12 protein-coding genes are annotated in these 15,141 nt (G+C 41.2%); 6 read left to right on the plus strand and 6 right to left on the minus strand.

Features of this window, described 5'->3' with window-relative positions:
• Positions 1–16 precede the first annotated feature (16 nt).
• Positions 17–1,225, plus strand: coding sequence for an argininosuccinate synthase (locus CEF22_RS05780; RefSeq protein ID WP_100402109.1), 1,209 nt, complete (start codon positions 17–19; stop codon positions 1,223–1,225).
• Entirely contained in the window at positions 1,222–2,616 is a 1,395-nt protein-coding gene (gene argH, locus CEF22_RS05785) for an argininosuccinate lyase (RefSeq protein ID WP_100402110.1), read from the plus strand. Before CEF22_RS05780 ends, argH begins: the two co-directional genes overlap by 4 nt.
• Positions 2,617–2,634: 18 nt before the next feature.
• On the opposite strand, the gene CEF22_RS05790 is transcribed toward argH, so the two are convergent.
• The 3 genes from CEF22_RS05790 to CEF22_RS05800 form a co-directional block, all read right to left on the minus strand.
• Entirely contained in the window at positions 2,635–4,830 is a 2,196-nt protein-coding gene (locus CEF22_RS05790) for a choice-of-anchor I family protein (RefSeq protein WP_100402111.1), read from the minus strand.
• 422 nt (positions 4,831–5,252) lie between these two features.
• Positions 5,253–5,702 (minus strand): universal stress protein, encoded by a 450-nt coding sequence (locus CEF22_RS05795; protein ID WP_095477466.1) that lies wholly within the window; start codon positions 5,700–5,702, stop codon positions 5,253–5,255.
• An 82-nt stretch (positions 5,703–5,784) separates the two neighbouring features.
• Positions 5,785–6,879 carry a M24 family metallopeptidase gene (locus CEF22_RS05800; protein ID WP_100402112.1) on the minus strand — a complete coding sequence of 365 codons (1,095 nt, stop codon included), beginning with the start codon at positions 6,877–6,879 and terminating at the stop codon, positions 5,785–5,787.
• Positions 6,880–7,016: 137 nt separating this feature from the next.
• Between CEF22_RS05800 and CEF22_RS05805 the strand changes: the two genes are divergently transcribed.
• Both CEF22_RS05805 and CEF22_RS05810 read left to right on the plus strand, forming a co-directional pair.
• Positions 7,017–7,697 (plus strand): metal-dependent hydrolase, encoded by a 681-nt coding sequence (locus CEF22_RS05805; protein WP_100402113.1) that lies wholly within the window; start codon positions 7,017–7,019, stop codon positions 7,695–7,697.
• A gap of 305 nt (positions 7,698–8,002) precedes the next feature.
• Complete coding sequence (locus CEF22_RS05810) at positions 8,003–9,313, plus strand: CBS domain-containing protein (RefSeq protein ID WP_095477472.1); 1,311 nt, start codon at positions 8,003–8,005, stop codon at positions 9,311–9,313.
• Between the two features lie 35 nt (positions 9,314–9,348).
• Here CEF22_RS05810 and CEF22_RS05815 read toward each other — a convergent pair whose 3' ends face one another.
• Entirely contained in the window at positions 9,349–9,651 is a 303-nt protein-coding gene (locus tag CEF22_RS05815; protein WP_095477474.1) for a YtpI family protein, read from the minus strand.
• A gap of 99 nt (positions 9,652–9,750) precedes the next feature.
• On the opposite strand from CEF22_RS05815, the gene CEF22_RS05820 reads away from it, so the two are divergent.
• Entirely contained in the window at positions 9,751–10,695 is a 945-nt protein-coding gene (locus CEF22_RS05820; protein ID WP_095477475.1) for a DHH family phosphoesterase, read from the plus strand.
• On the opposite strand, the gene ytrI is transcribed toward CEF22_RS05820, so the two are convergent.
• Together ytrI and CEF22_RS05830 are read right to left on the minus strand one after the other, a co-directional pair.
• Positions 10,692–11,201 (minus strand): sporulation membrane protein YtrI, encoded by a 510-nt coding sequence (ytrI, locus tag CEF22_RS05825; RefSeq protein ID WP_100402114.1) that lies wholly within the window; start codon positions 11,199–11,201, stop codon positions 10,692–10,694. The two genes, CEF22_RS05820 and ytrI, sit on opposite strands and share 4 nt — an antisense overlap.
• On the minus strand, positions 11,198–11,533 hold the full coding sequence (locus tag CEF22_RS05830; protein ID WP_100402115.1) for a sporulation membrane protein YtrH: 336 nt from the start codon (positions 11,531–11,533) through the stop codon (positions 11,198–11,200). Before CEF22_RS05830 ends, ytrI begins: the two co-directional genes overlap by 4 nt.
• Before the next feature lie 148 nt (positions 11,534–11,681).
• On the opposite strand from CEF22_RS05830, the gene dnaE reads away from it, so the two are divergent.
• The gene (gene dnaE / locus CEF22_RS05835) at positions 11,682–15,029 is read left to right on the plus strand and encodes a DNA polymerase III subunit alpha (protein WP_100402116.1); all 3,348 of its coding nucleotides are present in this window, start codon (positions 11,682–11,684) and stop codon (positions 15,027–15,029) included.
• Positions 15,030–15,141: the final 112 nt, after the last annotated feature.

Below are 15,141 nucleotides of genomic sequence, written 5' to 3' on the forward strand. Positions count from 1 at the left end.
GAGGAGGAAATAAATCATGAGTAAAAAAGTTGTTCTTGCGTATTCAGGGGGATTAGATACATCGGTGGCAATTCCGTGGTTAAAGGATAAAGGCTATGATGTCGTCGCTTGTTGCTTAGACGTTGGTGAAGGAAAGGATTTAGAGTTTGTAAAAGAAAAGGCGCTTCAAGTTGGAGCGGTAGCGAGCTACATGATCGATGCGAAAGAGGAATATGCAAAAGAATATGCATTAATCGCTCTTCAAGCTCATACGTTATATGAGGGTAAATACCCGCTAGTATCCGCGTTATCACGTCCGCTTATTTCGAAAAAGCTAGTAGAGGTAGCTGAACAAGAAAATGCTGTCGCGGTGGCTCATGGATGTACCGGAAAAGGAAATGACCAAGTTCGTTTTGAAGTATCGATTAAAGCGTTAAATCCGGATCTTGAAGTTCTTGCTCCAGTACGTGAGTGGAAATGGTCACGGGAAGAGGAAATCGAATATGCAAAACAAAACAATATTCCGATTCCGATTAATTTAGACAGCCCATTCTCCATCGACCAAAACCTTTGGGGCAGAAGCAATGAGTGCGGAATTTTAGAAGATCCTTGGGCAGCGCCGCCAGAAGCAGCTTACGAGTTAACAGCAGCTTTAGAAAATACGCCAGATACACCTGAAATCATCGAAATTGATTTTAAAGAAGGTGTGCCAGTAGCAGTAAATGGCGTACAGTATTCTGTAGCTGAACTTATCCTTCATTTAAATGAAGTGGCTGGTAAGCATGGTGTGGGAAGAATTGACCATGTAGAAAACCGTCTTGTTGGAATTAAATCAAGAGAAGTGTACGAGTGCCCAGGTGCGATGACATTAATCAAGGCACATAAAGAGCTGGAAGATTTAACATTAGTGAAAGAAGTCGCTCACTTTAAACCAGTCATTGAAAAGAAAATTACAGAGCTGATCTATGATGGACTATGGTTCTCACCATTAAGAGCACCACTTGAAGCGTTCTTAAAAGAAACGCAGAAATTTGTCACTGGAACAGTTCGCGTCAAATTATTTAAAGGTCATGCGATCGTCGAAGGAAGAAAATCTGAGTATTCTTTATACAATGAGAAATTAGCAACTTACACAACAGAAGATGAATTTGACCATGATGCAGCTGTAGGGTTTATCCAACTTTGGGGTCTTCCGACGAAAGTAAATTCAATGGTGCAACAGGAGAAAGAGAAGGTTCAAGTATGAAAAAATTATGGGGAGGGCGCTTCCAAAAGTCAGCTGAACAATGGGTAGATGAGTTTGGAGCATCCATCCACTTTGATCAAGAGCTAGTGTTCGAAGACTTAGAAGGAAGTATCGCACACGTCACAATGCTTGGTGAAACAGGCATTTTAACGAAAGAGGAAGCGGATCAAATCATGGGCGGCCTTGAAGCTTTAAAGGAGAAAGCTTCAAAAGGTGAATTAGCTTTTTCGGTTGCCCAAGAGGACATCCATTTAAATTTAGAGAAATTCTTGATCGAGGAAATTGGAGCGGTCGGTGGTAAGCTTCACACTGGCCGTAGCCGTAACGATCAAGTAGCCACTGATATGCATTTGTACTTGAAGAAGCAAGTCAAGCTGATCATTGGTTTAATTGAAGCGTTTCAAGAAGCAATTGTGGAGAAAGCTGAGACACATGTGGAAACACTTGCTCCTGGCTACACCCATTTGCAAAGAGCACAGCCGATTTCATTCGGCCACCACTTAATGGCATATTTCTGGATGCTGCAAAGAGATAAGGAGCGTTTTCAAGAGGGGTTAAAACGGACGGACGTCTCGCCTTTAGGCGCAGGTGCTCTTGCCGGAACGACTTTCCCGATTGATCGTGAACTATCAGCTAAGTTGCTTGGTTTTTCAGGAGTATATGCGAACAGTATGGATGCGGTCAGTGATCGGGATTTCATTCTTGAATTTTTAAGTGCTTCTTCCATTTTAATGATGCATATGTCTCGCTTGGCAGAAGAGATGATTCTTTGGTCGAGCCAAGAGTTTCAATTTATTGAAATGGATGATGCGTTCTCTACTGGATCAAGCATCATGCCTCAGAAGAAAAATCCTGATATGGCAGAATTGATCCGTGGAAAAACAGGCCGAGTGTATGGCAATTTGTTCAGCTTGTTAACGGTATTAAAAGGTTTACCGCTTGCTTATAACAAAGATATGCAAGAGGACAAGGAAGGTATGTTCGATACAGTACATACGATTATCGGTTCCTTGAAAATTTTTGCAGGGATGGTTCAAACAATGAAGGTGAATGAGGACCGCTTAGGAGAAGCAGTCCACAATGATTTCTCCAATGCTACGGAGCTGGCTGATTACTTAGCATCAAAAGGCATTCCATTCCGCGAAGCACACGAAATAGTTGGAAAACTAGTGCTTCACTGCATCCAAAATCAATGCTATCTCGCTGACCTGTCTTTAGAGAAGCTAAAGACTGCGTCTGAGGTCATTGAAGAAGACATTTATCAAGTGCTGTCACCATATGAAGCCGTCAAAAGAAGGAAGTCTTTAGGCGGTACTGGATTCGACCAAGTCCAGCTCCAAATCAGTGCGGCAAAAGACTTGATCTATGCTAAACAAGCCCTTAAGGAGTAAGGGCTTGTTTTTTTGCTCTTATTTTTCTAATTTATCAAGCATAATGGAAAGAACTTTCGCTGATTGCGCGCGAGTAGATGGTTCTTTCGGTCCGAATTCACCGTTTGTTTTTCCTTCCATGATTCCTAGACGTGAAGCTTTCTGAACGAATGCTTTGGCGTAAGTGTTAATTTTTCCAGCATCCTTGAAATCTTCAAACGGGCCATTTATTGGTTTCCCGCCTTTAGATTCGTAAGCTCGAACCGACATCGCCGCCATTTGTTCACGAGTGATCGACTCATATGGTGCAAAGGTAGTAGCTGTTTCTCCGTTGATAATGCCTGCTTCAAAAGCGGCTTGAACATCTTTGGCTGCCCAAGCGGGAACATCTTTGAATGTCGTTTTGTTGGATGAAGGCTTCAAGTCCAGTGCTCTGCTTAGCATTGCAACATATTGAATACGAGTGACCGTTTCTCCTGGTGCAAAGGTTGTCTTTGTTTTTCCTTGAATGATATTCTTTTCGTATAAATCAAGGATGTATGAATAAGACCAATGATCTTGATCTACATCTTTAAAAGGAAGTAGTTTATTCGTTTGCTTTGTTCCTAATTCATAAACAGCCACTGTACCTGATACTTCATGAGTCGCCATTAATAAAGGTTGACCCGTTGGACTTTTGTCCGCGGCAATAAATTGAAGTCCTTCCGGTGACACATCACCTTTCACATCCGCGCTAAAGTCGCGGCTTGAGACCATCGTCACAAACTTGGATTGTTTTGGATTAGTAATATCATAGACCATAATGGCACTTTGGCGTTCAAGAGCGACAAAAGCATAATTTTTGCCATCGATACTTCCTTTTACGACGGTTTCTGGCTCAGGTCCTTTGGCGGAGCTTCGTTTGTCAAAAGCGATTTCATCATTTGTTGTGTTAAAGTATTCAGGTTGAGCTTTAGCGATGATCGTTTCAAACTGAGAGCCGCTGTCAAATACGAGCTCCATCGTTTCAGCGTCAAAAATGGAGAAGCTACGAGCTCCATATGTATGAAGAGATTCATACGTTCCGTTCACTTTTCCGTTCTCTGTCGTAATGTTCGTATCCGCTAATTGATCAAGTAATCCATCGGCAGTCAGTTTGTCTAGTTCTTCCTGTGTATAGCCTTGATAATGCTTGGCATCTAACTTGATTTCTTTTTGAATATCTTTAATTTTCGCTTCCTCTGAGTACGCCGCATAGTCGCGAGCATCGCCTTCATTTGGAGTTAAAATATATGTTTTCCCACCTGTTGTGTAGACATCGATTGCGTCTGGCATATAGTAACCTAACAATGGAAGCTTCTCGATATTGATCTTTTTATCTTTTTTTCCATCGAGCTCATTTCCAGCTATCGAGTGATCTTTCACACCAAGTCCTTTTACATTAACAATTTTATTTGCTTCAAGGTCGATCGTAGCAATGGCATTATTTTCTTGGAGGGAAACGAACGCTTTTTTGCTATCTGCTGTCACCGAAATATATTCTGGCTCTAACTGTTGAAGGACCGTTCCTTTAGAGCCGACACGAACTTGATCATCCAATGGCACGTTAGTAAATGTTAATGTTTTAGCTGTCAATGTTTCGTTCTTTTTTACCCCTTTAGAAATATCAATCATGGAAATCGAGCCTTCAGGATCAACCGAATAATCATCGTTCGGTTCGCCTTCATTAGCAACGAGCACCTTTTGACCGTCCGGTGTAAATGTCACCATATCCGGCAAAGCACCGACTTGGACTTTCGTTAAAAATTCCCCTTGTTTCGTTAAGAAAACGATAAATCCTGGATCGGTTTTCGGATCGCTTACAACTGATAAAGCAACAATATCTTTCGTAGGATGGACAGCTACACTTGTAATATCCTTTGCTTGCTCAATTCCAAAGTCTTTCACCAAAATTCTTTTCTTTGATGGGATATTTTGAAATGAATCCGATTTCAGATTTCCAAAAGAAAGAATATCTAAACCAGATTTGGCTCCATTTGTGACAAATGCTTGTTTAGACTCGGTGTCATAAGCAAGTATTTCTGTCCCACCTTCACCTGCAAGGCTGTCGTATTGGGCAATTTGCTGTACCGGAAAACCTTCTCCTTCATATTGATAAAATGGCGGTGCTTCTGCCATGGCATTGTACGGAGCACCGCTAGTAAATAATAGTCCCGTGGCAGCGATTCCAGCGATCATCGTCTTCTTAAAGTTCACAAAAAATCCCCCTTGTGGAATAATCTATCAATCTTTAATTTTACTTGTAGATTGTAAAATAATAGTTAAGTAGATGTTAATAAGTGTAAAAACGGAAGGGGTAACAAGAGGGGTATGTTACTTCTGGTTTGAATATTCACCTGTTTTTGTTATATTTTTCAAGGGGGAATCAATGTGAAAAAATCAAGACGGAAGAATTTAAAGGTATATTTGATGATGATCGGAGGAACAGTGATCGCGTTCGTTTTTTTTCTTGCTTGCCTTGCATTATAGTTAATGGAGAACATTATAAGGTTGTTGAAAAAGTAGAGATGAATACTCTGCATAAGTATTTTGAATAGGGAAGCATGGCGGAATATTAACATTCTTTAACATAGTCAAAAATAAAAACCTGCCCCAAAATCTTGAGGCAGGTCTTGAAATTATTCGCCTTTGTCTGTGCGAACAACTAACACGTCGCAACGAGCAGCGCGAGTGATATGTTCAGATACACTTCCGATTAAGAAGCGCTCCATTGCATTTAGTCCAGTCGCTCCACAAACGATTAAGTCAGCTTCGACTTTTTTTGCTACGTCTTTAGGAATGATAACTTTAGGTGAGCCGTATTCAACAAATGTGTTAACAGTCTTCACTCCAGCTTTGTCAGCTTCAGTTTTGTACTCTTCTAATAGGTCGTTACCATATTTAGAAGCACGTTCAGCGATTGAACGATCATAAGCTTCAATGGCCGCAAATGAACGAGTATCAATAACATGTACTAAGTTTAATGTTGCCTCATTTCGTTTTGCAATCTCGATTGATTTTTTAAAGCACCATTCTGCTTCTTTAGAACCGTCAACAGCTACAAGAATATGTTCATATTTCATACCCATTGGTCATTCCCCCTTATAATTGTATTGTACAACAATTATAGCATTCTATCAGTAAAATTTTACTTGTAAATGTGAAGTTTTCCTAAACAAATAATAAGTTTTTAGGGAAGGTAGTTAATGTTTGGCTTCCGGTACTTGTTACATAAATATCGTCTTCAATGCGAACTCCAGCGACACCGGGAACATAAATGCCTGGCTCAATCGTGAACACCATGCCTTCTTGAAGAACGAGCTCGTTTGTTTCGGTGATGCTTGGGAACTCATGTACGCTAATACCTAGTCCATGACCGAGGCGGTGCGGGAAGTAGTCGCCATAGCCAGCATCCGCAATGATGGACCTTGCGATGAGATCAATTTCCTTTGCTGTTACCCCAGGTTTAACGGCAGCGACCGCCGCTTGTTCGGCTTTAAGTACTGTCTCGTAAATATCACGCTGTTTATCGTTGATCTCTCCGAAAGCGACCGTTCGCGTAATGTCTGAGCAATAGCCTTCATAAACAACACCGAGGTCGAATAATACTAGATCGCCTTTTTGAACTTTCGTCGCTCCAGGGATACCGTGTGGGGAAGCGGCATTTGCTCCAGTTAGCACCATCGTTGAAAAGGACATTTCCGAGATGCCTTTTTTCTTCATTTCAAATTCAATTTCTGCTAAAATTTCAAGCTCGGATTTACCTTCTTGAATCGCTTCGGTTCCGACTTGAATCGCGTAGTCAGCGTACTCGGCTGCTTTTTTCAAATGAGCTAATTCTTGTTCATCTTTAATCATTCGTAGCTGTTCAAGTTTAGCTTCCGCTGAAACGAAGGCGATAGAAGGGAAGCGTGCAGCCAATTCTTCATAGCGCTCCACGTTCATGTGCTGCTTTTCGACAGCTATACGTGAAACTTCATTGAGTCGACTGTTTACTCGGGATTGAATCATTTCCCATGGGTTTTCGATATCGGTATAGCCAACGACTTCGTATGCCCAGCCGCTGTTTTTTGCATCAGTCACTTCCATTTTAGGACACACTAGAAAGGGCTCTGCTTCTTGAAAGACAGCGACACCGAGCAGGCGCTCATGGGGGTCGCTTCTAAAGCCTGTTAAATAAAAAACATTTTCAGTAGAAGTAATAAAGGAAAAAGGAATACCCTCTGTTTTCATCCAATCCATTAATTTTGTTAATCGTTCATTCATGTTGATTGCCTCCTAACAAGAGAAAATTATTTCAATAAAAGTTTATCATTTAACATTAAAGGAAAAAAGGAAAAGGGATTGTTGAGACGAATAGATAATTAGTAAGGTGATATTTTGTGTGAAAGGGGTTTGTACTAGTGAAAGTATCTTATCATGGACATTCAATTGTAAAAGTAGAGACGAAAGACAAAGTAATTTTAATCGATCCGTTCATTACTGGAAATGGACTAACCGATTTAAAGGTAGAAGAGGAGCATCCAGATGTCATCGTTTTAACGCATGGTCACGGTGATCATGTTGGTGATACAGTAGAGTTAGCGAAGAAGAGTGGGGCTTTAGTCATTGCGGTGAATGAATTAGCTGTATATTTAGCTCATCAAGGGGTGAACACGCACCCAATGCATATCGGTGGTAGCTTTGAATTTGACTTTGGTAAGGTGAAATTCACACCAGCATTTCACGGATCTGGGTTGCAACAGCCAGACGGCACATTTCTTTATATGGGCATGCCGGCTGGTGTGTTGTTAATGATCGAAGGAAAAACGATTTATCATGCGGGAGACACGGGGCTATTCTCTGATATGAAATTAATTGGCGAACGTCATCCAATTGACCTTGCTTTCTTGCCAATTGGCGATAATTTCACGATGGGACCGGAAGACGCTGCAGTTGCTGCTCAGTTTTTACAGGCGAAGCAAGTCGTTCCGGTCCATTTCAACACGTTCCCACCAATTAAGCAAAATCCTCACACTTTTATTGAGCAGCTTGAAGCGAACAATGGTCTCGTATTAGAGCCAGGTGAAGTGATCGAGTTGTAATTATCTAGAAGAAAATTGTCTCATAAAGGAGATGAATCCATTTATCCCGCATTAACGGGCTGTAAGACCCCCCACCTCAACATGGCAGAAAGAAGCGCAAAGATGTAGGTGGGGGATCAACAGCCCGTAAGTGCCCGATTGGTTCAACTAACACTCAGTGGGGATGAAGACCCCCCACTGAGTGAAGTTTCACTTTATGGGACGATTTTTTTCTCTCTTCTAAATATTCTCCCGAAAATTGAATCCAGCCCCTTTTCATCTTATAATAACTGTATTAGAGGATCGGAAAGGAACAGGTGAAACAGTTGATAACGAAACACGAACAAATTTTACAATATATTGAAGGTTTGCCGATTGGTGAGAAAATATCGGTTAGGCAAATTGCGAAAGCACTTTCCGTCAGTGAAGGCACGGCTTATCGCGCTATTAAAGATGCGGAAACGAAAGGGTTAGTATCTGCGATTGAACGAGTGGGCACGATTCGGATAGAGCAGAAGAAAAAAGAAAATATTGAAAAGCTGACATTTGCGGAAGTCGTGAAAATTATCGACGGACAGGTGCTCGGTGGTCGAGCAGGGCTTCATAAAACGTTAAATAAATTTGTGATCGGTGCGATGAAGCTTGAGGCGATGATGAGATACACAGGTCCAGGTAATTTATTAATCGTCGGTAATCGAACGCAAGCTCATGAGCACGCGTTACAAGCAGGAGCCGCGGTGTTAATCACCGGTGGGTTTGATACGGAAGAGGACGTAAAGAGGTTAGCCGATGAGCTTGAGCTTCCCGTCATCTCTACTAGCTATGATACATTCACAGTTGCAACGATGATTAACCGAGCGATTTATGATCAATTAATTAAGAAAGAGATTGTGCTTGTCGGTGATATTTTGACTGTTTTTGATCAAACAGTAGCCTTATCTGTTCATGATACAGTCAATGATTGGCTAGAAAAAAATAGAGAAACGCTGCATAGTCGTTTTCCGGTGATTGATGATCAGTTGAAGGTACAAGGGATGGTCACTGCGAAGGATATTATGGGACAGGAAAAAGACTGGCCAATCGAAAAGGTGATGACGAAGAATCCGATCACCGTTAGCATGAAAACAAGTGTCGCTTCTGCTTCTCATATTATGATTTGGGAAGGGATTGAGCTCTTGCCGGTTGTCGATGACCACAATCGAATTCAAGGAATTATAAGTAGGCAAGATGTGTTAAAGGCGTTACAAATGACGCAACGCCAACCACAAATGGGTGAAACATTAAATGATACGATCACAAACCAGATCGATTTATCAGGTAAAGGCCAAAATGTATACACATTCGAAGTAACGCCACAAATGACGAATCAACTGGGAACGATTTCTTACGGTGTATTCACTACACTTGTGACAGAAGCGGCCAACCAAGCGATGCGGGCTCAGAAAAAAGGTGATTTAGTCATTGAGAATATCACGATTTACTTTATCAAGCCTGTTCAAATGGAAAGTATGTTAGAAATTCATCCAAAAGTACTAGAAGTTGGACGGAAGTTTGGGAAGGTCGATGTAGAAGTGTTTAATAATGGTATTCTTGTGGGGAAGGCTTTAATGATGTGTCAAGTAATTGAGCGCAATTAAAACACCACTCCAGTTTAGGAGCGGTGTTGGAGTGGTTAATGATTAAGTTCTTCTGCTTCTTTGCGAGCATACGGTAGGAAGTGGCGATAGGCTTTCGCACCGGCCCATACACTACCAAAACCGACAAGGATAAATAAAGCGGCTACGATATAAGAAACCGTCGTTTGTTGAATGAACAGCGTGTTAATTCCGAAGCAGCCGACACAAAGGCCAAGAGCCATACTAGATTTAGCTGATACCCATTTTCTTTCCATCGGTCGTCGGCTTCTCACATATTGCACTTTATACATGATATAGAAAGAGAATGATAAAACAATAATAAACACTAAAACAGGCATGTGATTTCCTCCATATAATTCTTTGACTACTTTTCATTGTACCGAGAATAGGAGAGAAATTCTACCTCAAAAGCTTGTCTAATGCAAAGGAGAAAACATATGAAAAAACAAATCATTGAAAAAATTAAACAATATGACACGATTATCATTCATCGACATGTCCGTCCGGATCCAGATGCTTACGGATCACAAGGAGGACTAGCGGAAATTATTAAAGCCTCTTTTCCAGAGAAAAAGGTATATACAGTTGGAAAGGAAGAACCAACGCTTCGTTTTTTGCGCACATTGGATGTGATTGATGATGAAGTGTATCAAGGGGCTCTCGTCATCGTCTGCGATACGGCTAACGAGGAAAGAATTTGTGATGATCGCTATAAGCTAGGAAAAGAATGGATCAAAATTGATCATCATCCGAATGAAGATGCTTACGGTGACTTACTCTGGGTTAATACATCAGCCAGCTCCGCAAGCGAAATGATTTATGAGTTATACAAAAGTGGTCAAGAGGATGGCTTGAAAATGAATGAGGAAGCAGCGCGTTTATTGTTTGCAGGCATTGTCGGCGATACTGGGCGTTTCCTTTATCCAAGCACAACCGATCGAACGATGGAGTATGCAGGAGAATTAATTGAGTATAAATTTGATCGCCATGAGTTATTTACTCGCATGTACGAAACAGATGAAAAAGTGGTGAAACTGCAAGGGTATATTTTACAGCATTTTCAATTGGAAGAAAGTGGTGCGGCTGTTGTCACATTGAAAAAAGAGTTGCTTGAAAAATTTGATGTGGCTCCATCCGAAGCTTCTCTGTTGGTTAGCTCTCTCGGCGAAGTAAAAGGAATGAAAGCGTGGGTCTTTTTCGTTGAAGAGGATGATCAAATTCGTGTTCGCCTTCGCTCAAAAGGTCCTGTTATTAATGAAATTGCTAAAAAATATAATGGAGGAGGCCATCCGCTTGCTGCTGGTGCGTCCGTTTATTCTTGGGAGGAAGCCGAGCTTGTAGCGAAGGACCTCAAGCAGGTGTGTAGCACATACGAAAACTAATGACTTTGAAGAGTAAGTTCTAGTTGAATGCGAATCGTCGTGTAAAAGAGCCATTCTGTCACGCGCAACGAATAATTTTTTTGGTTGATGTTGATCGTTTTGTTTTCAATCGTTTGACGCAGCAATTCTTTTTGTGAATACACCGTTTCTAAATCTTTGGCAACAAGCACAGATAAGTCTTTTCTGATGCTTTCTTGTATGGCATAAATACTTTGAGCGTCATCAATGTCGTATTTTTCATAGTTAATAATGTCGATTTCAACCTCCTGCACAGTTAGTTTGTGCAGGGTTTTTTTATTCAATAGTTTATACTCTTCCTGCCAAATTTCTAAATGGGCGGATAAGTCTTGAATTTCATTTTTTTGTAGCTCTATCGTAAGGGCTTGTCTTTCTTGCAGAGCGCCAAACATATAGAGAAACAATAGCCAACTGATGCAGGCGCCAATCACGGCTCCACTTAACAACCATTTTCTTTTCTGACGTTTATGAAAGGTAGGAACTCTCATGGAGCAATATGCTCTCCTGTTAGCCAGACGATGATTAATGAGGCGGTATGTGTACCGCCCATAGCTGATAAGATGAGCAAAAATTGCTTAAATACTTCTTTCGTTTCCCCTTCTTGAAAGCCGCGCTCGAAGTTAGATAGCGTATCGAATGTGCCGCCAATCGCTGCGACAATCGCCCAAATATGAAGACTTTTACTAATTTGTGCGATTCCTGTAAAGAGTGGTTTGCCTGTCACGAAGGAGGCTGTTCCTCCGATTAATGATCCGCCTAGCAACACGCCGAAAGCGATAAAATAACATTTTAATAATTCTTGGAAAAAGGTATCAGCCATAGCTCCTCCGATTAATAATCCGTCTTTCTTTCTATATATGCAACCGTTTAAGCTTGTATGAAAACAGAACGTATTTTCTTTTTAGCTCTACCCGCTTTATAATGTAAGTAAAGTACAGGATGAAATCTGTAAATAAGGGAATGATCAAATGTTCACACATTTACAAATTCAGACAGGTTATAGTTTGCTTTCGAGCACGATTTCTATCGATAAACTGATTGCGAAAGCAAAACAACTTGACTATAAAGCACTAGCGATTACTGATCGCAACGTTATGTATGGAGTGATCCCTTTTTATCAGGCGTGTAAAAGAGAAGGGGTGAAGCCGTTAATTGGCTTAACTGTCGATGTGAAAAGCGAATTTTCCGATGATGTCTCCTATCCGCTTGTGCTACTAGCGAAGAATAATACTGGGTATCACCATTTGTTGAAAATCTCAAGTGTGATTCAAACGAAAGCGAAAGATGGTATTCCGGTTAAATGGCTCAAAGGCTATTCCGCTGGTTTGTTTGCTTTTACACCAGGTGCAGAAGGAGAAATTGAAAGCTTGTTGCAAAAAGATGCGTCAAAGGCAGAAGAAGTTGCCCAGTTTTTTAACGAATTATTTGAACCAGGTCACTTTCTTTTATCGTTGCAGCGGCATGGCAAGCAAGAGGAGGAGCTAGTAAATGAAGGGATGAAAGCGTTAAGTGAGAAGCTTTCGATTCCGCTCATTGTCACTCATCGAGTGGCATATATTGAAAAAGATGATGCTTTTGCTTTGCAATGTTTGGAGGCTATTCGTGACGGGGAACAGCTAGCCGATCGAATGATAGACGATCACCAACGAGCTTATTTCACTTCACAGCAAGAGATGGATGAGTGGTTTTCGGATGTTCCGGAAGCATTGCAGCGAACGAGTGAAATTGCCGCTGCTTGCGAAGTAGAGCTCTCTTTCGGTCGTCAGTTGTTACCGCGTTTTCCACATACAGAAGGCAAGCCTGCTGGAGTGTTTTTGCAGGAGTTGTGCCTGAAAGGGTTAGAAGAAGCTGACTTAGCTCATCAGCCGGAATATAGAGAGCGGTTGCTTTATGAATTAAATACTATTGAGCGGATGGGATTTAGCGACTATTTCTTGATTGTTTGGGATTTTATGAAGTTTGCTAGAGATCAGCAAATTTTAACTGGTCCAGGACGGGGGTCGGCTGCAGGCTCGCTCGTTGCCTATGTTCTTAATATTACAACGGTGGATCCGCTTAAATATGGTTTGTTATTTGAACGTTTTTTAAATCCGGAACGCGTGTCGATGCCGGATATTGATTTAGATTTCCCCGACCATCGTCGTGATGAAGTGATTCAATATATTTCCCAAAAGTATGGTTCGCTCCATGCGGCCCAAATTATTACATTCGGTACGTTATCCGCCAAGGCGGTGATGCGTGATGTCGCAAGAACGTTTGGCTTTTCAACGAAAGAGCTTGAACAGCTGTCTAAAATGATCCCAACTCGTCTTGGTATTAAGTTACGACAAGTGTATGAAGAGTCGGAGAAGTTTCGGACGTGGGTCGGGGCATCCTCTAATCATGAAAAGCTATATAAAACAGCGTTAACATTAGAAGGGCTTCCGCGACATACATCTACTCATGCAGCGGGAATGGTGATTACCGAGCAACCGTTAACGGATCTGATTGCGATTCAAGAAGGGCATGAGCAAACGTTTCTTACTCAGTTCCCAATGGATATATTAGAAGAATTAGGGTTGTTAAAAATTGATTTGCTTGGTTTGCGAAATTTAACAATTTTAGAGAGAATTTTAGAATCTATTTATTATTCAGAAGGAAAAAAGTTGAATTTGAAGAATATACCTTTACAAGACAGCCAAACCTTTCAATTGTTGGGAGAAGGGCGAACAACGGGTATTTTTCAACTAGAATCGGAAGGTATGCGGAAAGTGCTTATGCGTTTGCAACCGAGTCATTTTGAAGATATTGTGGCGGTGAATGCACTTTATCGTCCCGGGCCGATGGAGAACATCCCTGCTTACATTGATCGCAAGCATGGTCGCAAGTCGGTTGAGTATCCTCATTCGGATATAAAGGAGATTTTAGAACCGACCTATGGTGTGTTAATTTATCAAGAGCAAATTATGCAAATTGCCTCAAAGCTTGCAGGGTTTTCATTAGGAGAAGCTGATTTATTAAGAAGAGCGGTCAGTAAAAAGAAAAGGGAAGTGCTTGATGCGGAGCGTAAGCATTTTGTGCAAGGTGCGAGTCAAAAGGGCTATAGTGAAGAAACCGCGTACAAGGTGTATCATTTAATCGTTCAATTTGCCAACTATGGATTCAATCGAAGTCATGCGGTAGCTTATAGTTTCATTGCTTATCAACTTGCTTATTTAAAAGCTCATTATCCGCTTAACTTTATGGCGGCGCTTTTAACATCGGCCATTGGTAACGAAGAGAAAATCAAACAGTATATGAGCGAAGCGAAAACGATCGGTGTGCAAGTGCTCCCCCCTTCGATTAATGAAAGCCATTTCCCTTTTAAAGCAGAGAAGAATGGCATTCGCTATAGTTTAGCGGCGATTCGTGGAATCGGAGCGAGCGTGTTGAAAGCCATTTTGTCAGCGAGAGAAAAGGGGCCCTTTGTTGATTTGTTCGATTTTTGTCTTAGAGTGCCTTTAAAAATTGTGAATAGAAAAGCGATCGAATCACTTGTTTTTTCAGGAGCATTTGATGAATTTGGTCAAGATCGTGCGGTGTTGTTAGCGAGCGTTGATGTAGCGATCGACCATGTAGAGTTTGTCGGGCCAGAAGATGAAGGAATTGGTTTATTTAATGATACGAACTTCTTTCCAAAGCCAAAATACGTTGAGGCTGAACCGATGTCCATTCAAGAGAGGCTAACGTTTGAGAAAGAAGTATTAGGTGTGTATGTATCCGCTCACCCGACAAAACCCTATCAGCCAATATTTAAGGCATTCGGAAGTGTTTCGGTCGCTCGATTATTGCCAGGGAATCGTCAAGTAGCAGTTGGGATATTTATGAATGAAGTGAGAACAATTCGTACGAAAAAAGGAGAAAACATGGCCTTTGTGCAGTTATCTGATGAGAGTGGAGAGATCGAAGGAGTCATTTTTCCAGCTGTTTATCGACAAGTGTCCACTTTATTGCAAGATGGTATGATTTTCTTGTTAAATGGAGATATAGAAGAACGAAATGGGCGGAAACAACTAGTGGTCAAGCATGTCCAAACAACAGAAGAACTACAATCATTGCAGGAAGAAAGAAATAAAGTGTTGTATGTCAAAATTCCTCATACCCCAGACGAACACTTAATTCTTGAGGATGTTCATCGTGTTTTTCAGCGATTTCAAGGCCAGACACCCGTTGTGCTACATTATGAACGAACTCATCAAACGGTGAGATTAAGAGAGAAGAGTTGGATTAAGCCATCAGAGCGGTTAGTGGTAGAGTTAGAGAAGATTGTTGGGAAAGATCATGTTGTGTTGAAGTAACATTAATACTTTACAACCTTCTTTTCATAGTTTATTGTGTTGTAATAGACAAAAATGTGGTCTGACCACTTAAGAAATAAAGAGTGGATTGCTTAGATTAGGGAGTGGTAGA

Source organism: Bacillus sp. FJAT-42315, assembly GCF_002797375.1.
GTDB lineage: Bacteria > Bacillota > Bacilli > Bacillales > Domibacillaceae > Bacillus_CE.

Excerpts from the sequence above, each read along its gene's own strand:
- CEF22_RS05780 (WP_100402109.1), top strand. The coding sequence starts at position 17 with ATGAGTAAAAAAGTTGTTCTTGCGTATTCAGGGGGATTAGATACATCG.
- argH (WP_100402110.1), top strand. The coding sequence starts at position 1,222 with ATGAAAAAATTATGGGGAGGGCGCTTCCAAAAGTCAGCTGAACAATGG.
- CEF22_RS05795 (WP_095477466.1), bottom strand. The coding sequence starts at position 5,702 with ATGGGTATGAAATATGAACATATTCTTGTAGCTGTTGACGGTTCTAAA.
- CEF22_RS05800 (WP_100402112.1), bottom strand. The coding sequence starts at position 6,879 with ATGAATGAACGATTAACAAAATTAATGGATTGGATGAAAACAGAGGGT.
- CEF22_RS05815 (WP_095477474.1), bottom strand. The coding sequence starts at position 9,651 with ATGCCTGTTTTAGTGTTTATTATTGTTTTATCATTCTCTTTCTATATC.
- CEF22_RS05820 (WP_095477475.1), top strand. The coding sequence starts at position 9,751 with ATGAAAAAACAAATCATTGAAAAAATTAAACAATATGACACGATTATC.
- ytrI (WP_100402114.1), bottom strand. The coding sequence starts at position 11,201 with ATGAGAGTTCCTACCTTTCATAAACGTCAGAAAAGAAAATGGTTGTTA.
- CEF22_RS05830 (WP_100402115.1), bottom strand. The coding sequence starts at position 11,533 with ATGGCTGATACCTTTTTCCAAGAATTATTAAAATGTTATTTTATCGCT.
- dnaE (WP_100402116.1), top strand. The coding sequence starts at position 11,682 with ATGTTCACACATTTACAAATTCAGACAGGTTATAGTTTGCTTTCGAGC.